Raw genomic sequence first — 24,645 nt, forward strand, 5'->3', positions numbered from 1 at the left:
TTTAATTAATTAAGAATTTGAAAATTAATTGTCAATAATTATGAAAACGATGCGACTTGTTAAATTGACCGTTTTATTTAGTGTAATAGCTCATTTGGGCTTTGCCACCATACGTTATGTAAAACCTGCATCAAGTGGATCTGGTGATGGCTCTTCATGGGCAAATGCCTCTGCAGATTTGCAGGCCATGATAAATGCTTCTAGCAGTGGAGATGAGGTTTGGGTGGCAGCAGGTGTTTATAAACCTCTGGCGGATGGCTCAGGAGATAGCTCACCTGCAGATAGTAGAGACAAACTCTTTTATATGAAGGACGGGGTGAGGCTTTACGGTGGGTTTGTAGGGACAGAAACTGTACTCACACAAAGAGATTTCGCAACAAATAAAACCATTCTCTCAGGTGATATTGACAACAATGACACCAATACAGATGGTAACTTTATCAATGAGAGTCATACCGATATACAAGGTGATAATGCGTATCACGTATTTGTATTTCCAGGAACAGGAGAAACCACTGAGTTTGATGGGTTTATAATTACAGGTGGGAAGAATACTGCTTCTATAGGATACACAACACAATATGCCGGTGGTTATGGATTTAGCTCTTTTAGAGGTGCGGCTTTGTACTGTTCTGGAGCTGCTCCGCAAATTAGAAACTGCGTAATTAGCGGAAATAGTGGATATAGCGGTGTTTTATATCAGAATAATCAGAACACTTCTGGTGGATGGACTACCACTATAGAAAATTTGATTTGGGTAGGAAACTATGCTTACAATGGAGTTTTATACCTACATAGAGGGCCAACTGAAGTTACTAACAGCGTCTTTGCATCAAACAGTACTAACAGTTCAGTTTTGTATATTTCCAGCAATATGCCGGATGGTAATAGTATCATCTATAATCATATCTCAGCATTTAATAATTCTCCTGGTCAATATTCAAATTTCTTTATAATTCAGGGTGGAACTGTTCAAATCAAGAACTCAATTTTATGGAAAGAGGTAGAGGCTAACAATGCTGTGATTAACAATTCAGCTCATAGTTTGACTGTATCTAATTCTTCAATACAAGGTTCAGGAGGAAGTTCTGATTGGAACGGCGGTTTTGGAACTGATGGAGGGAATAATTTAGATTTAGCCCCTCAGTTTTCCAATGCAGGAAATATAGCTGGAGCAGATGGTAAGTACTTTACAAGTGATGATGGGCTCATACCCATTTCTTGTTCACCATTGCTAAATAATGCAGCTGCTGGCCTAACTAAAGATATTGCGAACCAAAGCCGGCCTATAGACGGGCAAAATGATATAGGAGCGTATGAGTTCCAAGGAGCATCTACTTTGCCATCAAATGCTATTAGCGTGGCAGCAAGCAGCTATAGCATTACATGTGGGCAAACTGTCAATCTTTCAGGCTCCTGTGCACAGGGAACACTCACATGGTATGACGAAGCAGGTGGTGGAAGTAGTATTGGTACAGGTACCAATTTCATCGTAACACCTTTAGATAATCCCTCAAAATATTATGCATCCTGCGAAACCAGTAGCACATGTGTAAGTTTAGAAAGAGTAGCTACACCTGATATTACCGTAAGCCTTCCTACCAATCCTACGGGAGTTGCTGCTAGCCAAAATGATATATGTCCAAATACGGATGTTGACCTATCGGCCTCTTGTGTAAACAGTACTACGGCCGAATGGTATAATAATTCTATGACAGTGATAGGTTCTGGTGCTACTTTCCAGGTTAGCCCAAATACCACAAGTACATATTTTGTGAAATGTAAAAATGGAAGTTGTTTAAGCGAAGCAGAAGAAATAACTGTTAAGGTCTTGGCGAGACCTACTGGTGACAATGCTAGTCCTGGTAATATTTGTGCGGGGCAGGAAGTTACCTATACTGCCAATTGTGCTGTAGGCACCGTGGAGTGGTATAACAGTTATTCTGGTGGTAACCCGATTGGTACGGGAAACTCCTATACCTTTACCCCTTCCCATGGAACTTCTAGTTATTATCGAATTTACCCATCATGTACCAATGGAACTTGCTCGAGCAGCAGGGTGTCTGCCGATTCCTATTTTTACTTCGCCCCACCATCTGTTACAGTTTCCGAAACCGCACTATGTGCATCAAATAATACCGAGGTAACACTTACTGCTAACTGTACTTCATACGCAGGAGGAACTGTAACCAATTGGTATGATGCCGCTAGTGGTGGCAATTTTTTAGGTACAGGCAACACCTTTAATCACACGCCTACCAGTACCATTACTTATTATGCAGAGTGTGTGAGTAATAATTACAGTTGCGTTTCCAGTAGAATAGCCACTGATGAGGTGGTCGTAGGACAAGCCGTAACCTTGCCAACTTCCGTTTCCGTAAACAATACCCAAGTATGTGCCAATACAGACATTACTCTTTCTGCAAATTGCTCAACTGGTACTGTTATATGGTATACTCAAGCCTCAGGTGGAAGCAGCATAGGTTCAGGTCTAAGTCTAGTCTATAACGTTAGTGCTACCTCAGCATATTACGCCAGTTGTGAAGATGGCTCTTGCATTAGCGACAGAGTAGCCACTGCAGAAGTAACAGTATTACCAAGCTCTGGCGGTATACCCATGAACCAAACATTGACCAATAATATTACTGGGACAGACACCAAACAAGCCATAGAATACATCAATGCCACGAATAAAATTATTAACCCCGCAAATGTGGTATATGAAAGTGGCAAAGCCATCAATTTAGCTCCTGGTTTTGAGGTAGAAAATGGCTCCGTTTTTCTTGGGAAAGCTGACCTAGTGGCTTGTCCATAATTTTGACATGATAGCCAGTTTTTTTAAAAAGCCCCTCAGGAATTCAGTTTTGAGGGGCTTTTGCTCGAAATGAGTTAAAGATTGTCCGAAATGAGTTAATGGAATGGTTATAAAAATGCGAGGTTTGTGACGAGAAAAGTACGATGGTTCAATATTTAGCTTTTCGAAAATATTGAACACTTTTATTTTAAAGTAAAAGTATTATGGTACTTTTAGGTATTTTTAATTTTAAGACAAATGTTAAGGTTAAAACTAGGAGTGATTTTGACGTTTACACAGCACCGTCTAGTATCGGCTATCAGCCTAAAAGTAGTTGAAAATAAAAGACCTTAGAAGAATGTATTGTCCTTTTTTGCTAAAGAATGGAAGAAGTGTTTTAAGGTCTACAGGGTTGATTTACTGACAGTTTACTATCATGAACCTATGGAATAAAAAATATGAAAACACTTTACCTCGCTAGAAAAACATCCCTAGCTTTAAAGGATATGATTTATTTAGAAAGCGACAGTGATTATACTACTGTATTTACCAAAAGCGACAACCGTAATCAATACGAAGCGTTAAGTTTATGTAAAATTCCGGCGGTTTTGATGACAGAAGGGTTTGCAAGAGTAAATCGCAGTCCGACCATAAATATAGATTCCCTAGAATATCATTTTTTATCAAAACGCAGCGTATAATTTGAGGCTTCTCAATAATGAGATTTTTCGATGTTCTCAGATGTACCATGATTTAAAAATAGGACTTTAATAATATAGGTTAATTATGAGCTTATGACTAAGCTTTTTAATGAACCTTTTAGCCTTAATACTATTGAATTAAAAAAAAATAAACTATGAAAACACGTATACAACTAATTCTCTTGTTTTGTCTAGGTCTCTCATTTAACCATTTAAGAGCTCAGACTTTTACACATGGTCAACTTGATGCAGGAAATGAGTGCAATTGGCCTTATAATTCCATTACAACCAACCCCGTTGATGGAAAACAGTATGCTTTTTTTCGAATTGCTTCAGGGGCGTCTGCCACCTATAAATTAAGTAGGCATGATGGAGGTTCTAGTTGGACTTCCATGAGTACATTTGACCCTAGTGATATCGCAAGCCCGTTTGACCTAGCTACGGATGACGTTGATATCGCTATTGGAAGCAATGGGGATTTTCATGTAGTATTTGGAGGTCAGAAATCTGGTAGTTGTTGCGGACAAGAGAGGGGTGTTTGGTACGGTACTTCATCTGACGCAATTAATTGGTCGTTTACAAAGATTGAAACCTTTGCTCACCCAAATGGATTTAAAAATACTAGTAGTCCAAAGGTAAAAGTTGGTTCGGATAATTATCCTAGAATTGCCTTCGAATATTCGGATGCAAGTGGCAGTAGATTATATGGGATTAGATATTTTGAATACAATGGTACTTCTTGGTCTAGCGGCGAATATGCGTTTTCTCAAACAGGTGCGAGTAATGAAATAAATGGATTTAGCTTTGACTTAGATAGTAATGATGATGCACACATTGCGATGCAAAAAGAAACTAACAACAGTGGTTTTGATGCTGGTTTATGGTATACAACAAATAGTTCTGGTTCTTGGTCCGCTCCTATAGAACTGGCGGCCGCTACACCCGCTACTTCACCTTTCTATAATACTCAAGGAAACGGTGCCAGTATAGCCATAGATGCAGCAGATAAAGTTCATATAATGCATACTGATTTTAATGGTTTAGTGAAATATGTGAATAATATTTCAGGTAGTTTTACTAGTAGTACTTTAAATTCGAACTTAAGTGGAAATGTGGATCATTCAGGTTTTGAAATATTACCTTCTGGTAATAAATTCTTAGCTTTTCAAGAAAGTTCAGGGCTTTTTTATGCCTATCTTGCAAATGGTGCTTCAGGAAATTGGACAGTTGATACTGTGGTAACTGCTGACGGAAATTCTGGGTCTTTTTATTCAGGGAATTTGAGTGCTTCAGGTAATATAACTTATTTGTATGACTCTAAAGCTGAAGGAAGTTGTGGCTCAGGGAATGCTAGGGCTTTAAAATATTCCACTGCCACTTTAACAGCACCAATTCAAAACCCTGACATTCCTACAGCCACTTCCGCACCTGGGATAATTTGTGAGGGAAATTCGGCACTGTTAACTATTTCGGGAGCTAAAAATGATGCGACCGCATGGCATGTTTATACAGGTTCTTGCGGAGGCACTTTAAAAGGTACTACAGGAGGTTCTACAATTATAGTTGGTCCACACCCCTTACCAGGTGTTACCTATTATATTCGAGGAGAAGGTGGTGGAGTAACTCCAGGCTCATGTGGCTCCGTCACGGTAAATACAACTGCTAGAGAAGATGCTAGTTTTGCTTATTCAAAAAATAGCTTCTGTCAGACAGAGTCAGATCCAAGCCCAACGGTTACAGGCGTTGGTGGGGGAACATTCTCTGGCTCCACCGGATTGGTAATAAACTCTATAACAGGGGTGATAGACCTTTCAGCTTCGACACCAGGTGTTAGAACAGCTACTTATACTACTTCAGGTTTATGTGCTGGTGAGGAAGATGTAAGTATTACAATAAACGCTTTAGACAATGCCTCATTCACATATGGTGCGGCGGCTTATTGTGTAGATGCTGCGGACCCTAGTCCAACTATTACTGGTTTGGCTGGAGGCTCATTTTCAAGTACGGCAGGTTTGTCAATCAATGCTTCCACTGGAGCTATAGATGTCTCAACAAGTACGCCAGGTACGTATACTGTTACATACACCACTACGGGCACCTGTCCAAATAGCTCTACTGCTAGTGTTACTATTAATACCTTAGATAATGCTTCATTCTCATACAATGCCGCAGCTTATTGTGCAGATGATTCAGACCCAACACCAACTATTACCGGTTTGGCAGGAGGAACATTCTCAAGTACAACAGGTTTGTCAATAAATGCTTCAACAGGAGCCATAGATGTCTCAGCAAGTACAGCAGGAACCTATACAGTTACTTATACTACGGCAGGCACATGTCCAAATAGCTCAACCGCTAGTGTAACAGTGAATGCCTTAGACAATGCTTCATTTTCTTACAGTGCGGCGGCGTATTGTATAGATGATTCAGACCCTAGTCCAACGATAACTGGTTTGACTGGAGGCTCATTTTCAAGTACGGCAGGCTTATCTATCAATGCTTCCACTGGAGCCATAGATGTCTCTACAAGTACGCCAGGTACATATACTGTTACTTACACCACCACAGGAACATGCCCTAATAGTTCTACAGCGAGTGTATCAGTAAATGCCTTAGATAATGCCTCTTTTTCTTATAGTGCAGCAGCTTATTGTGCAGATGATTCAGATCCAAGCCCAACTATTACAGGTTTGGCAGGAGGCTCATTTAGCAGTACGGCGGGATTGTCAATAAATGGAAGTACAGGAGTAATTGATGTGTCAGCGAGTACGGCAGGAACTTATACGGTTACTTACACCACAGCAGGCTCTTGTCCTAATAGTTCTACAGCGAGTGTAACAGTAAATGCTTTAGATAATGCTGCATTTACTTATAGTGCAGCAGCTTATTGTATAGATGGTTCAGACCCAAATCCAACTATTACTGGATTGGCAGGAGGCTCATTTTCAAGTACGTCAGGTTTGTCAATCAATGCTTCTACTGGAGCCATAGATGTTTCAGCGAGTACGGCAGGAACTTATACTGTTACTTATACCACAGCTGGCACATGTCCAAATAGCTCAACCGCTAGTGTAACAGTAAATGCCTTAGATAATGCTTCATTTTCTTATAGTGCGGCAGCTTATTGTGTAGATGCAGCAGACCCTACTCCAACTATCACAGGAGTAGCAGGAGGTACATTCTCAAGTACAGCAGGTTTGTCAATCAATTCAAGTTCTGGAGTAGTTGATGTATCAACAAGTACGCCAGGTACTTATACGGTTACATATACAACCTCAGGTTCTTGTCCAAATAGTTCAGGTGTAAGTATAACGGTTAATTCAATGGATGATGCCTCATTCGCTTACTCGGCTTCAAGTTATTGTATAGCTGCCTCTGACCCAACACCTACAATTACTGGTTTAGCAGGAGGGATATTTTCAAGTACGGCGGGTTTATCTATTAATTCAGGTTCAGGAGCCATTGACGTTTCCGCAAGTACACCTGGGACCTATACAGTTACTTATACCACGGCAGGAACATGTCCAAATAGTTCTACGGCAAGCGTAACCATAAATGCCTTAGACGATGTCTCATTTTTATATAGTGCATCAGCCTATTGTGTAGATGCCGCAGACCCAAGTCCAACTATCACTGGTTTAACAGGAGGAATATTCTCAAGTACAGCAGGTTTGTCAATCAATGCTAGTTCAGGAGCCATAGACGTTTCAACAAGCACGGCTGGAACCTATTCGGTTACTTATAGCACTTCTGGAGTTTGTTCAAATAGCTCAAATGTAAGTGTTACTATAAATACTTTAGACAATGCTTCATTTTCTTATGGAGCGGCAGCCTATTGTGCAGATGCCTCTGACCCAAGTCCAACTATCACTGGTTTAACAGGAGGAATATTTTCAAGTACGGCAGGTTTATCTATCAATTCTGGTACCGGAGCTATAGATGTGTCAACAAGTACCCCAGGAACTTATACGGTTACTTACACCACAGCAGGCACTTGCCCAAATAGTTCAGGTGTAAGTGTTACTATAAACGCTTTAGATGATGCCTCATTCTCTTATAGTTCATCAGCCTATTGTGCAGACGCATCTGACCCAAGCCCAACTATTACAGGATTGACAGGAGGAACATTCTCAAGTACGTCAGGTTTGTCAATCAATGCCGGTACGGGAGCTATAGATGTCTCAGCTAGCACGGCCGGAACTTATACTGTTACATACAGCACGGCAGGTACTTGTCCGAATAGTTCAACTACCTCTGTAACAGTGAATGCTTTAGATGATGCTTCATTCTCTTATAGTGCATCGGCTTATTGTGTTGATGCTTCTGACCCAAGTCCAACCATTACGGGATTAACCGGAGGAACATTTTCAAGTACGGCAGGTTTGTCAATAAACGGAAGTACGGGAGCCATAGATGTCTCAGCGAGCACGCTAGGAACTTATACAGTTACTTATACTACAGCAGGAACATGTCCAAATAGTTCAACTTCAAGTGTTACTATTAACGCTTTAGATGATGCCTCATTCTCATACAGTGCATCGGCTTATTGTGTAGATGCCACAGACCCAACACCAACTATTTTGGGTCTAGGAGGAGGAACATTTTCAAGTACGGCAGGTTTATCTATCAATTCTGGTACGGGAGCTATAGATGTTTCAGCAAGTACAGCCGGAACTTATACGATTACTTATACTACCGGGGGAACTTGTGCAAATAGTTCAACTGCGAGTGTAACAGTGAATGCTTTGGACGATGCCTCATTCTCATACATTGCAGCAGCTTATTGTGTAGATGCAACTGACCCAACACCAACAATTACAGGTCTAGGAGGAGGAACATTTTCTAGTACGGCAGGTTTAGCTATCAATTCAGGTACCGGAGCTATAGATGTGTCAACAAGTACTCCAGGAACTTTTATTGTTACATATACTACAGCAGGAACATGTCCAAATAGTTCAACTTCAAGTGTTACTATTAACGCTTTAGATGATGCTTCATTCTCTTATAGTGCATCGGCTTATTGTGTAGATGCTTCCGACCCAAGTCCAACAATTACAGGTCTAGTAGGAGGAATATTCTCAAGTACGGCAGGTTTGTCAATCAATTCTGGAACGGGAACGATTGATGTATCGGCAAGTACTCCAGGCACTTATACGGTGACTTATACTACGGCAGGAACTTGTCCAAATAGTTCAACAGCTGCTGTAACAATAAATACATTAGATGATGCTTCTTTTTCATACGCTGCTTCAGCTTATTGTGCAGATGCTACGGATCCAACACCAACTATTACTGGAATAGCGGGAGGTTCGTTCTCAAGTACAGTTGGTTTGTCGATAAACGGAAGTACGGGAGTTATAGATGTCTCAGCAAGTACCCCAGGCACTTATACGGTTACATACACTACGGGAGGAACATGTTCAAATAGTTCAACTTCAAGCGTAACGGTAAATGCATTAGATGATGCCTCATTCTCATACAGTGCAGCAGCTTATTGTGTTGATGCTTCTGACCCTAGTCCAACCATTACAGGATTGACAGGAGGAACATTCTCAAGTACAGCAGGTTTGTCAATTAATTCTGGTACAGGAGGTATAGATGTGTCAGCGAGTACGGCAGGAACTTATACGGTTACATATACCACCGCAGGTATTTGTCCAAATAGTTCAACTACCACGGTTACGGTGAATGCTTTAGACGATGCTTCTTTCTCATATAGTATAGCAGCTTATTGTGCAGATGCCATAGACCCAAGTCCAACAATATCAGGATTGACCGGAGGAACATTCTCAAGTACGGCAGGTTTGTCAATCAATTCAGGTACTGGAGCTATAGATGTTTCAGCGAGTACCGCAGGAACTTATACTGTTACGTACACCACGGCAGGGACTTGTCCGAATAGTTCAACTTCAAGCGTAACGGTAAATGCATTAGATGATGCCTCATTCTCATACAGTGCATCCGCTTATTGTGTTGATGCTTCTGACCCTAGCCCAACCATTACAGGATTGACAGGAGGAACATTCTCAAGTACAGCAGGTTTGTCAATCAATTCAGGTACCGGAGCTATAGATGTTTCAGCGAGTACGCCAGGAACTTATACGGTTACATATACCACTGCAGGTACTTGTCCGAATAGTTCAACTTCAAGTGTAACTATTGACGCTTTAGACGATGCTTCATTCTCTTATAGTGCATCAGCTTATTGTGCAGATGCCACAGACCCAAGTCCAACCATTACAGGATTGACAGGAGGAACATTTTCAAGTACGGCAGGTTTATCAATCAATTCAGGTACCGGATCCATAGATGTTTCAGCGAGTACGCCAGGCACTTATACGGTTACTTATAACACCACTGGTACTTGTCCAAATAGTTCAACTACCAGTGTAACAGTAAATGCATTAGATGATGCTTCATTCTCATACATTGCATCCGCTTATTGTGTTGATGCTTCTGACCCTAGCCCAACCATTATAGGATTGACAGGAGGAACATTCTCAAGTACAGCAGGTTTGTTAATCAATTCTGGTACCGGAGTTATAGATGTTTCAGCGAGCACCCCAGGCACTTATACGGTTACATATACTACTGCAGGAATATGTCCGAATAGTTCAACTGCGAGTGTAACTATAAATGCTTTAGATGATGCTTCATTCTCTTATAATGCGGTAGCTTATTGTGTTGATGTGCCAGACCCAAGTCCAACAATCACAGGATTGACCGGAGGAACATTCTCAAGTACGGCAGGTTTGTCAATCAATTCTAGTACTGGATCTATTGATGTTTCAGCGAGTACGGCAGGAACTTATACGGTTACATATACCACCGCAGGTACTTGTCCAAATAGTTCAACTTCAAGTGTAACTATTAACGCTTTAGATGACGCTTCATTCTCTTATAGTGAATCTGATTATTGTGCGGATGCCACAGACCCAAGTCCAACAATATCAGGATTGACCGGAGGAACATTTTCAAGTACGTCAGGTTTGTCAATCAATTCAGGTACTGGAGCCATAGATATGTCAGCAAGTACCGCAGGAACTTATACTGTTACGTACACCACGGCAGGGACTTGTCCGAATAGTTCAACTGCCACAGTAGTAATTAATGCCTTACCAGTAGTAGTTATAACAGGTTCAGATAATCTAACATGTGCAATTACCAGCGTTACAAGAACCGCTTCTGGTGGAACGTCTTATTCTTGGTCAAATGGAGGTAATAATGCAACACTTAATGTGAGTGTACCAGGGACTTATACAGTAACCATTACCGGTTCAAATGGCTGTACAGCTACAACTACCACAGCGGTTACTCAAGATATAGCGTTACCTAGTTTAAGTATTTCAGGAACAGATAGCCTTAACTGTAATCAAAACGCTGTAACGAGAACAGCATTTGGCACAGGAACTTATCAATGGTCAAATGGTTTAGGAACCAATGCAACAGCCACCATAGCAAGTGTTGGGACATATACAGTTACCCTAACAGCGAGCAATGGTTGCAACAGTACTGCAACTACTTCTGTGGTGTTTGATAATAACTTAGTAGTAACAGCATCAAATGATGGTCCCTATGAAGAAGGAGATGCTATTAACTTTATGGGAACAGGCGGACCAAGTTATTCTTGGACTGGGCCTGATGGATTTACCAGTAATTCTGTAAATCCAAATATTTCAAATGCCACTCCTGCTAAAGCTGGAATATACACTGTTACTGTAAATACCGGTGTATGTACTGGTACCGCCACTACCAACGTGGTGATATCATGTAGTACTCCTGGGATGTCATATTATGTAGCGTATACAGATGGGGCAGTGCCAGAGGTATTTTCGCCATTGGTACCTCAAATGGATATTCAAGTTTCTAATAGACCAATGACGGTTTTAGCTATTCCTAACTGTGAGCTACCATTAGTGGAGAGTGCAAGGCTACAATTATCAGGAACAGGTAATACTCAATTTTATATTGATAATAATTTGCCATATTCGCTCTATGAGCAAAACGGAGTAATATCTGGGGATGTTTTTGTTCCAAACTTCTATACTTTTATTTCTAGAGGTTTTAGTCAAGATAATTCACAGGGTACTGTGGTAGTGGGTCCTGATAATATTCAATTCTCAATTGTTCATGGAGATAGGAATATTTCAATTCCAACACTCTCAACGAATGTAATTTGTGCCGGAACTAGCTTAACAGTTTCATCAACAGAATCTGGAGTGTTTGACTTCAATGTAGGAAATGTCTTTCTGGCATACCTTTCTGACGAAAACGGAAACTTTGGTAATCAAACATTGATAGGAAGCTCTTCGGACCCAGCTAACATTGTTTGTAGTATTCCAAACAATCTGCCAAGCGGAAATAACTACAAAGTAATAGTTCGTTCGTCTTCACCAATGGTGTCATCAGGAGCTTCAGCTAGTTTGTCAATCACCTCTTCAAGCGTGAGTTTATTATCACCAACGAATGACATTTTGAGCGGAAGCCGAACAGAACAAGCTACCCAAAGTATCACTGCTCAGAACAAGATAGAGGGTAACTCCAATGTGATATACAAAGCAGGAAACGCAGTCCTATTAGAGCCAGGTTTTACTGCAGAATCTGGGACAGTTTTCAGTGCGAAAATTGAAAATGTATGTGCGGATTGACATGTAAAACGAAGTGTTTGTTTTGAACCGATAAACTTCGTTCAAGTTGTGAAAATGTAAAAAAGCCCCTCAAAAGTTTTGCTTTGAGGGGCTTTTGCTCGAAATGAGTTAAAGATTGTTCGAAATGCGTTAATAGAAACTAGTTTTTTTTAGAAACCTTGTGGCAGCTAATGTGAGTTTTAAATCTCAACACAAAAAGTATTAGTTAAACTTTAGGGGTAAAGTTGAGAGTGGGGCTTTTATAGCCTCACTTTTATTAACATAAGAGTTTACTTGTAACTGCTATTTTAGAAAAAAGATACTTGGAAATCGTAATTCTGTTAGAAATGTCATGTTTCTGAAAATATACCTTCTACAACCCTCTTTTAGGATTTTTGCCTGAAATGAGTCAAAGATTGTTCGAAATGAGTTAATGGGAAACTGCTTTTTTTAGGAATTTTGTATCGGGCTTTTATTCTGCTTTAGCCAAATATTGAAAACTAGACTTTAAGTACACATAGAAAACAAAAAGGGGTTTTAGTTTAAGTGTTTACTTGAAAGGAGAGGGGCGAAAGCCCCTCTTTTATATTATAGGACTTCTGTTTCTATCACAACTCCTTTTACTAGCGTTTTGTGCACAGGGCACTTAGAGGCTATTTCCTTTAACTTGGCAATTTCGCCAGTGCTTAAGTCTCCCACTAGTTTTAGTTTTTTCTCAATAATATCGAGGTAGCCTTCTTTTTCTGAATCGGTGCTGTGCTTTTTAGAATGACTTAAGTACACATAAACTTCATCTAACGGAATCTTTTTTCTTTCCGCATACATTTTAAGGGTCATGGCTGTACATGCTGCAAGTCCGGCATTTACAAGTTCATATGGAGAAGGTCCAAAATCGTCACCACCTACCGAGCTAGGTTCGTCTGCCGTAAGGCTATGTTTATTAGTCTGAATAGAGGTGGTAAAATTATCTTCTTTTAAGTTTAAATGCCCTACCACTTGTTCTCCCTCCGTGCTTATAACTTTAGGCTCCGTATCAGGAATATACCTTTTAGCCCAAGAGCCTATCACACTGCCTGCATATTCACTGTCTTCTTTATTCATTAGAAGGTGGTCTGCCTTATCTAAAGAAATAAAGCTTTTAGGATGAAAAGCCTGCTGATACAGTTCTTGAGCATTTTCTATGCCTACAATAGTGTCTTGAGGTGAATGAAGATTTAAATATGGTTTTTTTAGATCATGCACAATCTTTTGCAAATCGGTATTGTCAAAATCCTCAACAAAACTTTTATTGATACTAAAAGGCCTACCGCCAATATTGACTTCTACCAAACTCTTCTTTTCAAAATCTGGCTTATCATAAGTAAACAGTTTTTTGACATGTTCTACATTAGAAGGAGCTCCAATAGTTGCTACAGCTTTTACATCATCTAATTTTGATGCTGCTACTAAAACGGCAGCACCGCCCAAGGAATGTCCTACGAGCAGACTAGGTGCGGCATAGTTGGTTTTCATGTATGCATGCACATCCATTAGGTCGTTTACATTTGCCGAAAAATGACTTTCTGTAAAAGAACCCTCACTAAGTCCTAAGCCAGTGAAATCAAATCGTAAAACACCGAAACCATGCTTGGTTAACTCTCTACTAATGTTTTTGACGGCGTTTAAGCTGCCACTGCATGTAAAGCAATGTCCAAAAATGGCATATTGTGCTGGTTTTTGATTTGCTGGAAGCTCTAAAAAGGCGTTTAAAAGATAACCTTTTGAGTTTGGGATTTCGAGTTTTGACATGACTAAGAATTATTGAGCGTTATTATTATTTAAATAACGGAATATTCCTTGAATCAGATTTATAAGTAACCAATTCCATCATTTAAAATAAAAGACTTCGTCTTTCTAGAAGGATATTGTCATACCAAATGCCCATTCGTTGTCCTATTTTTTCTCGAACACCTACTTCTCTAAAACCTAATTTTTTATGAAGAGCGAGGCTAGGGGTGTTCTGTGGAAATATTTTTGATTGCAAAGTCCAGATGCCGTGCGTCTCACTTTCTTCTATGAGTTTTTTTAGCAATAAAGTGCCTAAACCTTTACCGGCCGCTTGCGGGTCAATGTAGATACTTACCTCGCATACGCCTTTATAAACCTCTCGCTGTGAGGTAGGGCTTAAAGCCGCCCAACCTTGAATAATGCCATTTTCTAAAATGACTAATCGGCCAATTTGAAGATGACTCTTATCCCACGTCTGCCATTCAGGAGCATGTAACTGGAAAGTAGCTATGCCCGTATCTATCCCTTTTTGGTAGATGGATTTCACCACTTTCCAGTCTTCTTTTAACATTGACCGTACTTGCATTTTAGCAGCATCCGCCACCTGGCGTGCAGGCGTTTTCTGTAGCAGCTCCTATGGTTTCCAATTTTATTTTTTGTTTTCCTTCGGGAATACCGCAGTTGTCTTTCGCCAGGCAATCGGTGAACTTTGAGTTTAAAACGAAATGCTCGCCATCAAAATCAAGATCATACTTTCCGATTGTTGCTCCTTGGTATTCTACTTCTACTTCTAAATCTTCCATTCCTAACACTTTTTGCGATAGGTCAATGATGTCATTTAGTTTTTTAGGAGCCAATCTATGGTCATGGTCTTCGGCAGACCAAAGCTGAAAATTGGCAACCTTTTCGTTTCTCACCGTGCCACCACAGTCTATAAAGTTTTTAGTTATCATGCCCACTTCCGTTACATGGAAATGCTCGGGAACTTTTGTGCCGTCAGCTAATTTGAATTGTAAATCTGAGATGCCTTTAAGGCTGTTTTGTACTTCTGATAGTTTCATTTTGTTTTATATTTTTATTTGCGTTATTGCAATATTGCGATGGATTGGTCCAAAAAAATTAGCAGCAGCTTCCCTTATACTTGCCAAACATGTTACTGAATAATTGGTTTATGGCCTCCCAGCGTTCTGGATGAATGCAGTAGCTCATAGAAACCCCTTCTATAGTTCCCTGAATAATCCCAATGTCTTTAAGTTCTCTTAAATGCTGGCTGATGGTGGCCTGAGCCAATCCCAATTCTTGTACCAAATCACCATTAATGCAGGCATTGGCAGCTAAAAGGTATTCCAAAATAGCCACGCGAGCAGGATGCGAAAATGCTTTAGCCACTTTGGCTAGCTCGTTTTGCTCTTTTGTGAATAGATCTGTCTTGGTTATGCCCATTATTTGAATTATTACATTGCAATATTACGATAATAGATTTTTCCTGCCAAGTATTTGTAGATTTTTTTCTCAGGCTTGAGAAATAGCAATTAAAGATATTCCATACTTCGCCCTGTAATGCCTGAGCACTAGCAAAATTCTATCAAGAAATTTAAGTTGTCAAATATGCGTACATATAAGTTTTGAGAGAAATCAATATATCGCCCTGTACTGTTTGAGCACAAGCAAAATTCTAAAACTAAATTTATTTCAAGGGGGAACTTTATAAAATTTTGAATGTGGGAGTTTAAAGACGGTTGGCCGCTGCCGTTCGTTTTTTACGCTAAAAAATGAACTCCCTGCCCTGTCTGCCGACAGGCAGGCGGAAGGCAAGCGAAGAATAGGCGATTAGAATGAGGAAGTAGTTTAGAACGCAGTTACTCCCTTTTAACCGAATAATAAAATACCACCTTAAAAAACAGTGAATTAACAGCTTCTTAATATTGAAAACATTAACTTCATAACAAAAAAATACCCATGAAACAGCATCACATTTATTGGTGGAATTTGGAGAACCTTTTTGATATTGAAAATTCACCTGACCGACCAGATTGGTTTCAAAAAACTATTAAGAATGAACTGAAAGGATGGGACAGCTTAGTCCTAGAAAAGAAATTGACCAATTTATGTCAGATAATTAGTCAAATGAATCAAAACCAAGGACCTGATATTCTTGGAGTTTGTGAAATTGAAAATGAAGCTGTGGTGGTGAAATTAATGGCAAAAGTTACCGCAATTACAGGCCGAAATTATAATGTGCTACACCAAGATACGCAGGACAAAAGAGGTATTGATATTGCCATTATATATGATGCCGATATGTATACCAGCGATGGTAAAGTTTTCTCCTTAGAAATTATGAAACGAAACTCCACTAGAGATTTGTTCCAAGTTAGTTTAAGTACCAAAGACGGAAACGAATTAGTATTGATAGGTAATCACTGGCCATCAAGAATGGGAGGGAAGTTTGAATCAGAACCCTATAGAATGATGGTGGGCGAAACGCTGAGTTACTGGATTGATAGAATTCACGAGATAAAACTAAAGGATAATAATGACAAAAATCCTGCAATTGTGCTCATGGGCGATTTTAATGATAACCCATATGACCGGTCACTTACCGACTATTTAAGAGCCACTGGGAACCTTCAAAAGGTTAAGAATGCGAGAAGTCATTTATTATTTAACTTGATGTTTCCTTTTCTTAATTCAAAATACGGGACGCACGTTTATGGCAGTGAGCAGTCTATATTAGACCAGTTTATAGTTTCAAAATCGCTTATTGTGGATTCTTCCAATTACCCTTTTCAGGTAGAAACTACCAATCTTCTAACCTACCCAGAACTGGTCAAAGGAGATTATAATACACCTATCAGGTTTGGAAGACCAAGCAGTAAAAGCACTTTTAATGAAGCAGGATTCAGTGACCACCTGCCTATTGAATTAATCATTGAGGAGCGTGAATAGTTTTGTTAATTCTGCCTTAAATTGGAAGAAATAAAACAAAAGGTTAGCTTTCTTTAAATAAGAGCAAAAGGAAAGGTAAACGTTTCTTAACCGTTAAGGAACGGAAAATTTATATTAGAGTAGTTTGCTGTATGTTAGTTAATTATCCTTGTTTTCCGTTTTTTTAGGTAAGGTTAGTGACGCATAGCCAATTGTTGTGCATAATTGAATAAATGAACCTACTAAATAAAATATTTGGCCGTAAGGAAGAAGAAAAGAATCCTAATAAGCAAAAGCTTTCAGATTCTTATCTATTTCGAACACATCCTCGTTCAACTATTAGAAGTTGGGTTAATGACTTGAAATTCGGTTTTTATAAAAGAGCTTGGGGTGGTCATGCAAATGATGGTGACGAATTTGGAATTTGGCTAAACTACAGTTCAAAGGAAGAATTGTTCCGAATTTTAGAAGGCTTTAATATTGTATTAAATAGAATACCTGACAATTATCCTAAAGCAGTCCACGGTAAGAGTTACTCTTCTGAAGAATTCGATAAATTTAAAAATGAGATAAAAGATTTCCCTGAGTACGAACAACCTTCTCATATCTCAATTTCATCTATACCTTGTTTCTGCTGGATTGAAAATGGAAAGCTAAGTTTATCGCTTTCAGGAGCTGAAGACGGGAACAGGTATGAAGTGACAGAAACAGATTTCAACAATTGTTTGGCTATTGAACGGACAATTGAAAAAGAAAAGTTGGAAGCATACATTAGTAAAGATTACGAAGAATGGGTAACACATATTTCACCAAAATATTACCCAGAGCTGTTTGAATAATAAACTATGCACAACACTGTATATAGCAAATAGGGCGTTCAGTGGTTTATGAAAGTTCAGTGCTATTTACAAATACCGCCAAATCGTTGATTTGGCTTTTAAAAATGAATAAGATAAAAACAAAATACAACGTTTTGGCTCAGTGCAAAATTGAAAGTTTATCGCTTTCTACTGCCCTACTTGCCATATACTAAACGTTAGCGGCAATATGAAAAACCAAAACGACAGATAGAATTTCTTATCAAGTGACAGAACTCAAACTACATAAGACAACAACGAAAGGACTGAAAATTATCGGGATGTCCATTCCATTTGTTGTTATTGGGATTTGGATGATAGCACAAGAGCCAGTAGGAACAACGAATTACATAATGGGTTGGCTTTGTACTTCTTTTTTCGGACTCGGAATACCTGTTGGATTTTTCCAAACATTTGATAGACGACCACAAATTATAATTAATGAAATCGGGATTTGGGACAGGACGACAAACCAAGACCAAATTAAATGGGAACAAATTATAGATGCGTATCCACTCGACATATTTGACCAGAAATTTGTTTCAATAGTATCAGACGATTCCTTCGTTTTTAAGAAAAAGCCTTATAAGTGGGCTGCTAAGATTAACAAAGAAATTGGAGCTCAAAACCTAAACATTCATTTAGGACAAATCAATATTGACCAGCACAAACTGACTGAACTGATTCAAAGTTTAGCCAAAGCCGAAAAGAGAGGCAGAAAAAACATTATTCAGTCCTTTAAGATTAGAAGAAACGGATTTTCTCTTTCAAGTATTCTCAAGGTTCTTCTCTACATTTCAATCTCTATCGCTTTACTACTATTATCCTTGACAGGCATTACTGCTTTTATGACTATTATGATAATAATGGGAATAGGAGCTATAACTGCACGATGGCATTGGGGAAGTACAGAGAAGTCAACAATTAGGAAATATGCAGGAATAGTTACATGGTTCGGTTTGATAAATATGGTCTTGTGTTTAGCTACTTTGAAAACCTACGACTATGTTTCCGAGAGTGCAGGAAGAAAACTATCACGGCAAATTGACCACTTCATAAAAGTGAACTCTTCTTATCCGACTGACTTCAAATCAATTAAAGAAAATACAGACTTAAATTTGATAGAAGGGTTTTTTGCAAATAGAGTTCAATACGAAGTAACTGTCAACAACTACGAATTACGGACTATTAATTTGTTAAATAAGGAAAGGACATATAATAAAGACTTGGAAGAATGGAATTAAAAAAATACTACCGCCAACAATTAGGCTCGAATGCAGTGATTAAGGCTTCGGTTCATTTGAGTCTCTGTTGAGCTCAAGCAGGCGAATTTTTCCCTTAGCAGTGTCTCGCTTGCGGACTCTGCAGTGTTAATCAGAGAGAGTGAATAAAGTTCCTGCTGAGGGAGTCTTCGCGAGAGACTCCGTAATCCTACTTTATATAAAGTAAGAATTGAATAAGCAGTTCACTGTTAATCTCATTTTGGTAGATTATTCGGTTCGTCTAGATTTAACTTAGCCAAATCCAACTTCAAATTAACCCCACTTAGCTGCCGCCTAAAAGACTCATTTATTAAATAATGTAGAATTTCGGCTGATTCGCTGTAGTTAAGGCCATCTTCATGAATGTTTGAAATGCAGTTTCTGCTTTCGTTTGTTAAGCCCATTTTTGGAGCATAGGTAGTGTATATTCCCATACTTTTTGGCGAAGAAAGTCCTGGTCTTTCACCAATCAGTATGGCTGTGAATTTGGCGTTTAATAATTCCCCTATTTCATCGCCTAAAGCTACACGAGCCTGAGTCGCTACCACTATTCCTATTTTATAGTTGACTGCTAGTTCAGGTAAAATTTGATTAAGAACCTCTACCGCATGACTGTTAATGGCTTCTGCCGAAAGGCCATCGGCCAGTATGAAAACAATATCAAAGGAATCTTGGCTAGCCTTTAAAATATCAACAGATTCTTGACATAGTTTTCTGCCTAAATCTGGTCTTTTCAGGTATTGATTTCTATTTTCTATTTGACTTTTGACTTGAAAGATGGGAAGCTGATAAACGGCCAATTGTGCCATTATCTTTTCTACTTCCAGTTCAGATTTTATTGCATCTTTGGCATTGGCGTGAGCAAGCTTAAAATCTAAAACTTCTCTTAAAGGAAGGCTGCCACCCACATGGCCAAGAGCTATTCTAGCTTTGCTAAAGCTTCTTAGTTTATCCCATGGGTCTTCTTGAATGATTTTGGTTTCCATATCAGAAGCTATTTAAAAGGTGATGCGTTTTGCTTATTTCTAGCCTTTTTCCTTGCTCGTCTGTTATGCCCATTTTTAGCAACCAAGCTTCAAATTCTGGTGCAGGCTTTTTGTTCAAAACTTTCCGCAGATAAAAGGCATCGTGAAAGGAGGTAGACTGGTAGTTGAGCATAATATCATCTGCTCCCGGTACACCCATTATAAAGTTTACGCCAGCCACGCCTAAAAGTGTCATAAGGTTGTCCATATCGTCTTGGTCTGCTTCCGCATGATTGGTGTAGCACACATCCATGCCCATAGGTAAGCCTAGTATTTTGCCGCAAAAATGGTCTTCCAATGCTGCTCTTATAATTTGTTTGCCATCGTATAAATATTCTGGGCCAATAAATCCTACCACAGAATTGACCAGAAAAGGGTCAAACTTTCTTGCCACCGCATAAGCTCTTGCCTCACAGGTTTGCTGGTCTACACCATGATGTGCATTGGCCGATAAGGCCGAACCTTGTCCCGTTTCAAAATACATGACTTGCTCGCCTCTTTTTAAGGCTTTTGTACCTTCATAAGCCTCTTTTAAAATAGATAGATTAATACCGAAAGAAGTATTTGCTTTTTCGGTACCGGCAATGGACTGGAAAGTCAAATCTACAGGAGCTTTATCTAAAATTTCTAAGGTGGTAGTGACGTGGGATAGAATGCAGCTTTGCGTAGGAATCTCAAATTTGACCCTGATTTCCTCCAACATATTGAGGAGGTTTGATGTGCTTTCTGGGCTATCGGTAGCCGGATTTATGCCTATGACAGCATCGCCACAGCCATACATTAAACCATCCAAAATGCTGGCAGCAATTCCTTTCGCATTATCAGTCGGATTGTTAGGCTGAAGCCTTATAGAAAGCCTTTCTTTTAAACCTACTGTGCTCCTGAATTTGCTGATGTTTTCACATTTTTGAGCGACAGCTATCAAATCCTGATTACGCATCAATTTTGAAACGGCGGCTACCATTTCTGGGGTTAAACCGGCTCCTATACTTTTTATAACGGCATTGTCTACTTCATTGGAAAGTAGCCAATCTCTCAGTTGACCCACGGTGAAATGAGAAATAGGAGCGAATGCAGCTACATTATGCTCATCTAAAATGAGTCTTGTTACTTCATCTTTTTCGTAAGGAATGAGAGCTTGGTTTAGAAAGGTTTTTAAAGGCAAATCTGCCAATATAAACTGTGCAGCCACTCTTTCTTGATTACTTTCAGCAGCAAGGCCTGCCAAGGCATCGCCAGTTCTAAAAGGGGTGGCTTTTGCCATCAATTCCTTTAAATCTGAGAACGCATAGGTGATATGACCAATCGAAAACTTAAAGCTCATGGTTAAGAGGCTTTTTTTGACTTCCTAAGATACATAACACCAATGTAAATAACACCCAAACCTAAGAAAGATGCGAATGCAATGGGTTGAAGATAACTTAATGACGCTATACAAAATAAAGAAACGGAAGCAGCCAGAATAGCGAAAAAGCTAGATTTAGAACTTTTGAAATCGGAATGCTTAAAGTTTAAAACAGGGTCGCTTGATAAGCCTTCCAAACCTTCTTGGTCTTTGCTTTTTCTTGTTTTAAGCAAGGCTACACTGACGCCAAAATACATACATACTGCCCCAAAAACGGAGAGCTCTATCAAAAAAGAAGTATGACTACCCCAAATGGCAAAAGTGCTAATGATAAAGACTAAACAAGAAGCTAATGCTCTTTTTGCTTTGGGTTTCAAACCTTTAAAGTTTAAGAAGAACTCAAACTGCGTGGTAGCCGCTAAAGCAACGCCTTGAAGCGAGGCTATTAAGCCAAACAGGCCAATGAAAGTGAAAATTTGAACAATGGCATTGTCTTTAGATAAAATCAATGCCAAAGAAGCGGGCATTGGGTGATTGTCTTGACTGATAACAGACCAAGTCTCGGTGGTCCAGGCTATTCCGCCTCCGGCCAATAATAATACAGAAATTGCTAAGATTATTAAAGTGAAGTAGGCCGCATTATAGCCTCGTGTCAAATGTTTTCTAAAATTATCTCTTTTGATATTTTTAGTCATTAGAGAAATACCCTCAATAGCCAAGAGTAGCCAGATAGCAAAAGGCATGGCCCTAATAATGGCGTCAAAACTATATTCGCCAAATTGGTTATCAACAAAATTGGAGACTTTAAAAGCCGTCAAGACCGAGCTTTCATAAATCATGAGTTCTACTATGGCCAAGAGGGTAAGTGCTATGGTGAAAAGGATGCTTATGCTGAGGTCGAAAAGGTTAACAATGCAAAATAGACCTATAAATAGGGTGGCAACCCAGTTCACGGATTCTAAATCATCGTTCAAAAAGCCAATGTATTCGCCCAGAGAACTGGCCACTGCGGGTGTGGCAAATAAGAATTCAAAAAGGATGGCAAGGGCAATGAAGTTTCCGAGTGGTTTTCCAAAGGCATTTTTAACATAAGTATGCGGTCCCTCCGCTTCTGGATATACGCAGGCCAGCTCTATGAGTCCTTGAATTAAGGCGTAGTACATAATGGCAGTTAATGCCACCGGAATGAAGAATAGTTTAGGCCCTGTGATACCCCAGCCGATATTCCATCCGAAAGATTCCCCAGAAATCACCAAACCTACGCCAATTGCCCAAATGGCAAACGCTCCTAGTTTTCTAGAAGTATCTTGTTTTGTTTTTAGCCCCATGTTATAAATTGAATGAATGGAAAAGATATAGATAAATTCATTTAAATATGCGAATTGGGCGAAGTAATTATTAAAAGTTTGTAAATAATGAAATGAAGCAAACATTATTTTGAGTTGTATGAGTTTTGTCAACTAGGAAATTTAGCCCTTCGAGGTCACTTTTCAGCAAAGAGAAATGGTTTTTTCATACCTGAATAATTGTCTTAATGCAGTTTTAGGTCAATTTTAAATCAATTGACCTATCTTGCCATCCCTTTTCAAACCATAAGACTATATTTCCTTTATGGATTTTATAAAAAATCAAAAAAAAGTAATTCGTGCATGGTGCATGTACGACTGGGCCAATTCGGTTCATAACCTCGTTATTACATCTGTTATATTTCCTATTTATTTCCATGCCACTGCCGTAAATGCAGACGGGGGAGATGTCATCAACTTTTTAGGTTTTGAACTTAATAATGATGTTTTGTATTCCTACACGCTTTCATTAGCTACGCTTTCGCTGGTTATTTTAAGTCCTATTTTGACGGGAATTGCAGATTATAGTGGTCGCAGAAAATTCTTTATGAAGTTTTTCTGCTATTTAGGAGCGGCCAGCTGTATGTATTTTTTCTTTTTCACCAAAGATAATATTACGGCGGCAGTTATAGCTTTTGGCTTGTCCTTAGTAGGGTGGGGCGGTTCTGTAGTGTTTTATAACTCCTTTTTGCCAGATATTGTTACAGAAGATAGGTTTGACAAAACCTCTGCCACGGGTTTCGCTTATGGTTATGTAGGTTCGGTTTTATTACTGATTACTAATCTAGCCATGATTATGAAGCCTGAATTATTCGGACTTACACAGGCAGATTCGGATTCTGGTTATACTTCAAGAATTGCATTTATTACCGTAGGTATTTGGTGGGCGGCATTTGCTCAAATCCCATTTTACTATTTGCCTAAAGACCAAAGTAAGCCTTTTCAGATGCAATGGATTAAGAAAGGCTTCTTAGAGCTCAAGAAGGTTTATAAAGAGATGCAGACTAAAAAGCTTATCAAAAGGTTTTTGGCAGCACTTTTTGTTTATGATATGGGTGTGATGACTGTGATTTATGTGGCGGCTTTATTCGCCGATAAGGAGCTAAACATTCCTACACAAGGTTTAATTATAACCATACTTTTAATTCAGTTAGTGGCTATTCCAGGGTCCTACTTTGCATCCTTTTTATCAAAGAAGTATGGGAATACTATAGCTCTGAGGGTAATTGTGGCTATTTGGGCTACGGTGCCTTTAGCTGCATATTTATGCACCACCGGCGAGCAGTTTTATGTAATAGCCTCGGTAGTAGGTTTGGTAATGGGAGGCGTGCAGTCGCTTTCTAGGTCTACTTATGCCAAATTAATTCCAGAAGGTACAAAAGATGTAGCTTCTTATTTTAGTCTGTACGATGTGGTGGAGCGTTCTGCTACAGCTATCGGAACATTTTTCTTTGGTTTCATTATTCAGCAAACGGGCGATATGCGAAATTCGGTGTTGTTAATCTTGGTGCTTTTTGTGATAGGTTTTCTATTACTAATGAGAATTCCATCAAAGCATATTTACGATTGATAACTCGAAGGTCTTTAATTGATGTGTCTTAAAAAGTCCCAGAGGGGTGATACCTCAGTAGTAAATAAATAATATCGAGGTCAAAAAAAGTCCCATAGGGACGAAACATCGGTAGAAAATAAATGTATGAGTATTCAAAGCCCCATAGGGGCGACATGTAAATATCAAAGAAATAAAATCCAAGATGTCGCTTAGGGACATAACATCGGTAGGAAAAACATGAGCTTACCTACAAATACGAAAAACCTCTTGGAGCGACATTTCGGTAGCAAATAAATAAAATCGAGGTCAAAAAAAGTCCCATAGGGACATAGCATCGGTAGAAAAAACAAAAGCTTACCTACAAATAAAGAAAAGCCTCTTGGAGCGATACCTCGGTAGCAAAGAAATAAAATAGACGTCAAAAAAAAGTCCCATAGGGAC

Annotated in this window: 14 protein-coding genes; 7 read left to right on the forward strand and 7 right to left on the reverse strand. The window is 39.2% G+C overall.

Annotated elements, in window-relative coordinates; all coding sequences use genetic code 11:
* Positions 1-40: 40 nt before the first annotated feature.
* The 3 genes from AC0L6O_RS06110 to AC0L6O_RS06120 all read left to right on the forward strand — a co-directional run bounded on the left by AC0L6O_RS06110 (position 41) and on the right by AC0L6O_RS06120 (position 12,143).
* The gene (locus AC0L6O_RS06110) at positions 41-2,815 is read left to right on the forward strand and encodes an immunoglobulin domain-containing protein (RefSeq protein ID WP_473307101.1); all 2,775 of its coding nucleotides are present in this window, start codon (positions 41-43) and stop codon (positions 2,813-2,815) included.
* A 437-nt stretch (positions 2,816-3,252) separates the two neighbouring features.
* A complete protein-coding gene (locus AC0L6O_RS06115) occupies positions 3,253-3,495 on the forward strand; it encodes a LytTR family transcriptional regulator DNA-binding domain-containing protein (RefSeq protein WP_473307103.1) in 243 nt (80 codons plus the stop codon).
* A gap of 155 nt (positions 3,496-3,650) precedes the next feature.
* Entirely contained in the window at positions 3,651-12,143 is an 8,493-nt protein-coding gene (locus AC0L6O_RS06120) for a 3-coathanger stack domain-containing protein (RefSeq protein ID WP_473307105.1), read from the forward strand.
* Positions 12,144-12,710: 567 nt separating this feature from the next.
* Here AC0L6O_RS06120 and AC0L6O_RS06125 read toward each other — a convergent pair.
* The 4 genes from AC0L6O_RS06125 to AC0L6O_RS06140 all read right to left on the reverse strand — a co-directional run bounded on the left by AC0L6O_RS06125 (position 12,711) and on the right by AC0L6O_RS06140 (position 15,332).
* Positions 12,711-13,910, reverse strand: a complete 1,200-nt coding sequence (locus tag AC0L6O_RS06125) for a bifunctional alpha/beta hydrolase/OsmC family protein (protein WP_473307107.1) — start codon at positions 13,908-13,910, stop codon at positions 12,711-12,713.
* Positions 13,911-13,992: 82 nt separating this feature from the next.
* Positions 13,993-14,460 carry a GNAT family N-acetyltransferase gene (locus tag AC0L6O_RS06130; RefSeq protein ID WP_473307109.1) on the reverse strand — a complete coding sequence of 156 codons (468 nt, stop codon included), beginning with the start codon at positions 14,458-14,460 and terminating at the stop codon, positions 13,993-13,995.
* A 16-nt stretch (positions 14,461-14,476) separates the two neighbouring features.
* Positions 14,477-14,950: a DUF6428 family protein gene (locus AC0L6O_RS06135; RefSeq protein ID WP_473307111.1), complete on the reverse strand. Its 474-nt coding sequence runs from the start codon at positions 14,948-14,950 to the stop codon at positions 14,477-14,479.
* A 58-nt stretch (positions 14,951-15,008) separates the two neighbouring features.
* Positions 15,009-15,332, reverse strand: a complete 324-nt coding sequence (locus AC0L6O_RS06140) for an ArsR/SmtB family transcription factor (protein ID WP_473307113.1) — start codon at positions 15,330-15,332, stop codon at positions 15,009-15,011.
* A gap of 516 nt (positions 15,333-15,848) precedes the next feature.
* Here AC0L6O_RS06140 and AC0L6O_RS06145 point away from each other — a divergent pair.
* The 3 genes from AC0L6O_RS06145 (at position 15,849) to AC0L6O_RS06155 (ending at position 18,918) form a co-directional block, all read left to right on the forward strand.
* On the forward strand, positions 15,849-16,838 hold the full coding sequence (locus tag AC0L6O_RS06145; protein ID WP_473307115.1) for an endonuclease/exonuclease/phosphatase family protein: 990 nt from the start codon (positions 15,849-15,851) through the stop codon (positions 16,836-16,838).
* Between the two features lie 212 nt (positions 16,839-17,050).
* A complete protein-coding gene (locus AC0L6O_RS06150; RefSeq protein WP_473307116.1) occupies positions 17,051-17,656 on the forward strand; it encodes a hypothetical protein in 606 nt (201 codons plus the stop codon).
* Positions 17,657-17,901: 245 nt separating this feature from the next.
* Positions 17,902-18,918 carry an STM3941 family protein gene (locus tag AC0L6O_RS06155; RefSeq protein WP_473307118.1) on the forward strand — a complete coding sequence of 339 codons (1,017 nt, stop codon included), beginning with the start codon at positions 17,902-17,904 and terminating at the stop codon, positions 18,916-18,918.
* Positions 18,919-19,151: 233 nt separating this feature from the next.
* On the opposite strand, the gene eutC is transcribed toward AC0L6O_RS06155, so the two are convergent.
* From eutC to AC0L6O_RS06170, 3 genes are read right to left on the reverse strand one after another with little or no spacing between them, the layout of a single operon-like run.
* A complete protein-coding gene (gene eutC / locus AC0L6O_RS06160) occupies positions 19,152-19,922 on the reverse strand; it encodes an ethanolamine ammonia-lyase subunit EutC (RefSeq protein WP_473307119.1) in 771 nt (256 codons plus the stop codon).
* A 1-nt stretch (position 19,923) separates the two neighbouring features.
* Complete coding sequence (locus tag AC0L6O_RS06165; protein ID WP_473307121.1) at positions 19,924-21,285, reverse strand: ethanolamine ammonia-lyase subunit EutB; 1,362 nt, start codon at positions 21,283-21,285, stop codon at positions 19,924-19,926.
* Between the two features lie 2 nt (positions 21,286-21,287).
* Positions 21,288-22,634 (reverse strand): amino acid permease, encoded by a 1,347-nt coding sequence (locus AC0L6O_RS06170; protein WP_473307123.1) that lies wholly within the window; start codon positions 22,632-22,634, stop codon positions 21,288-21,290.
* 283 nt (positions 22,635-22,917) lie between these two features.
* Here AC0L6O_RS06170 and AC0L6O_RS06175 point away from each other — a divergent pair, with 283 nt between their 5' ends.
* Entirely contained in the window at positions 22,918-24,222 is a 1,305-nt protein-coding gene (locus tag AC0L6O_RS06175) for an MFS transporter (protein ID WP_473307124.1), read from the forward strand.
* Positions 24,223-24,645: the final 423 nt, after the last annotated feature.

The organism is Arcticibacterium sp. GJ41-1 (genome assembly GCF_055808875.1).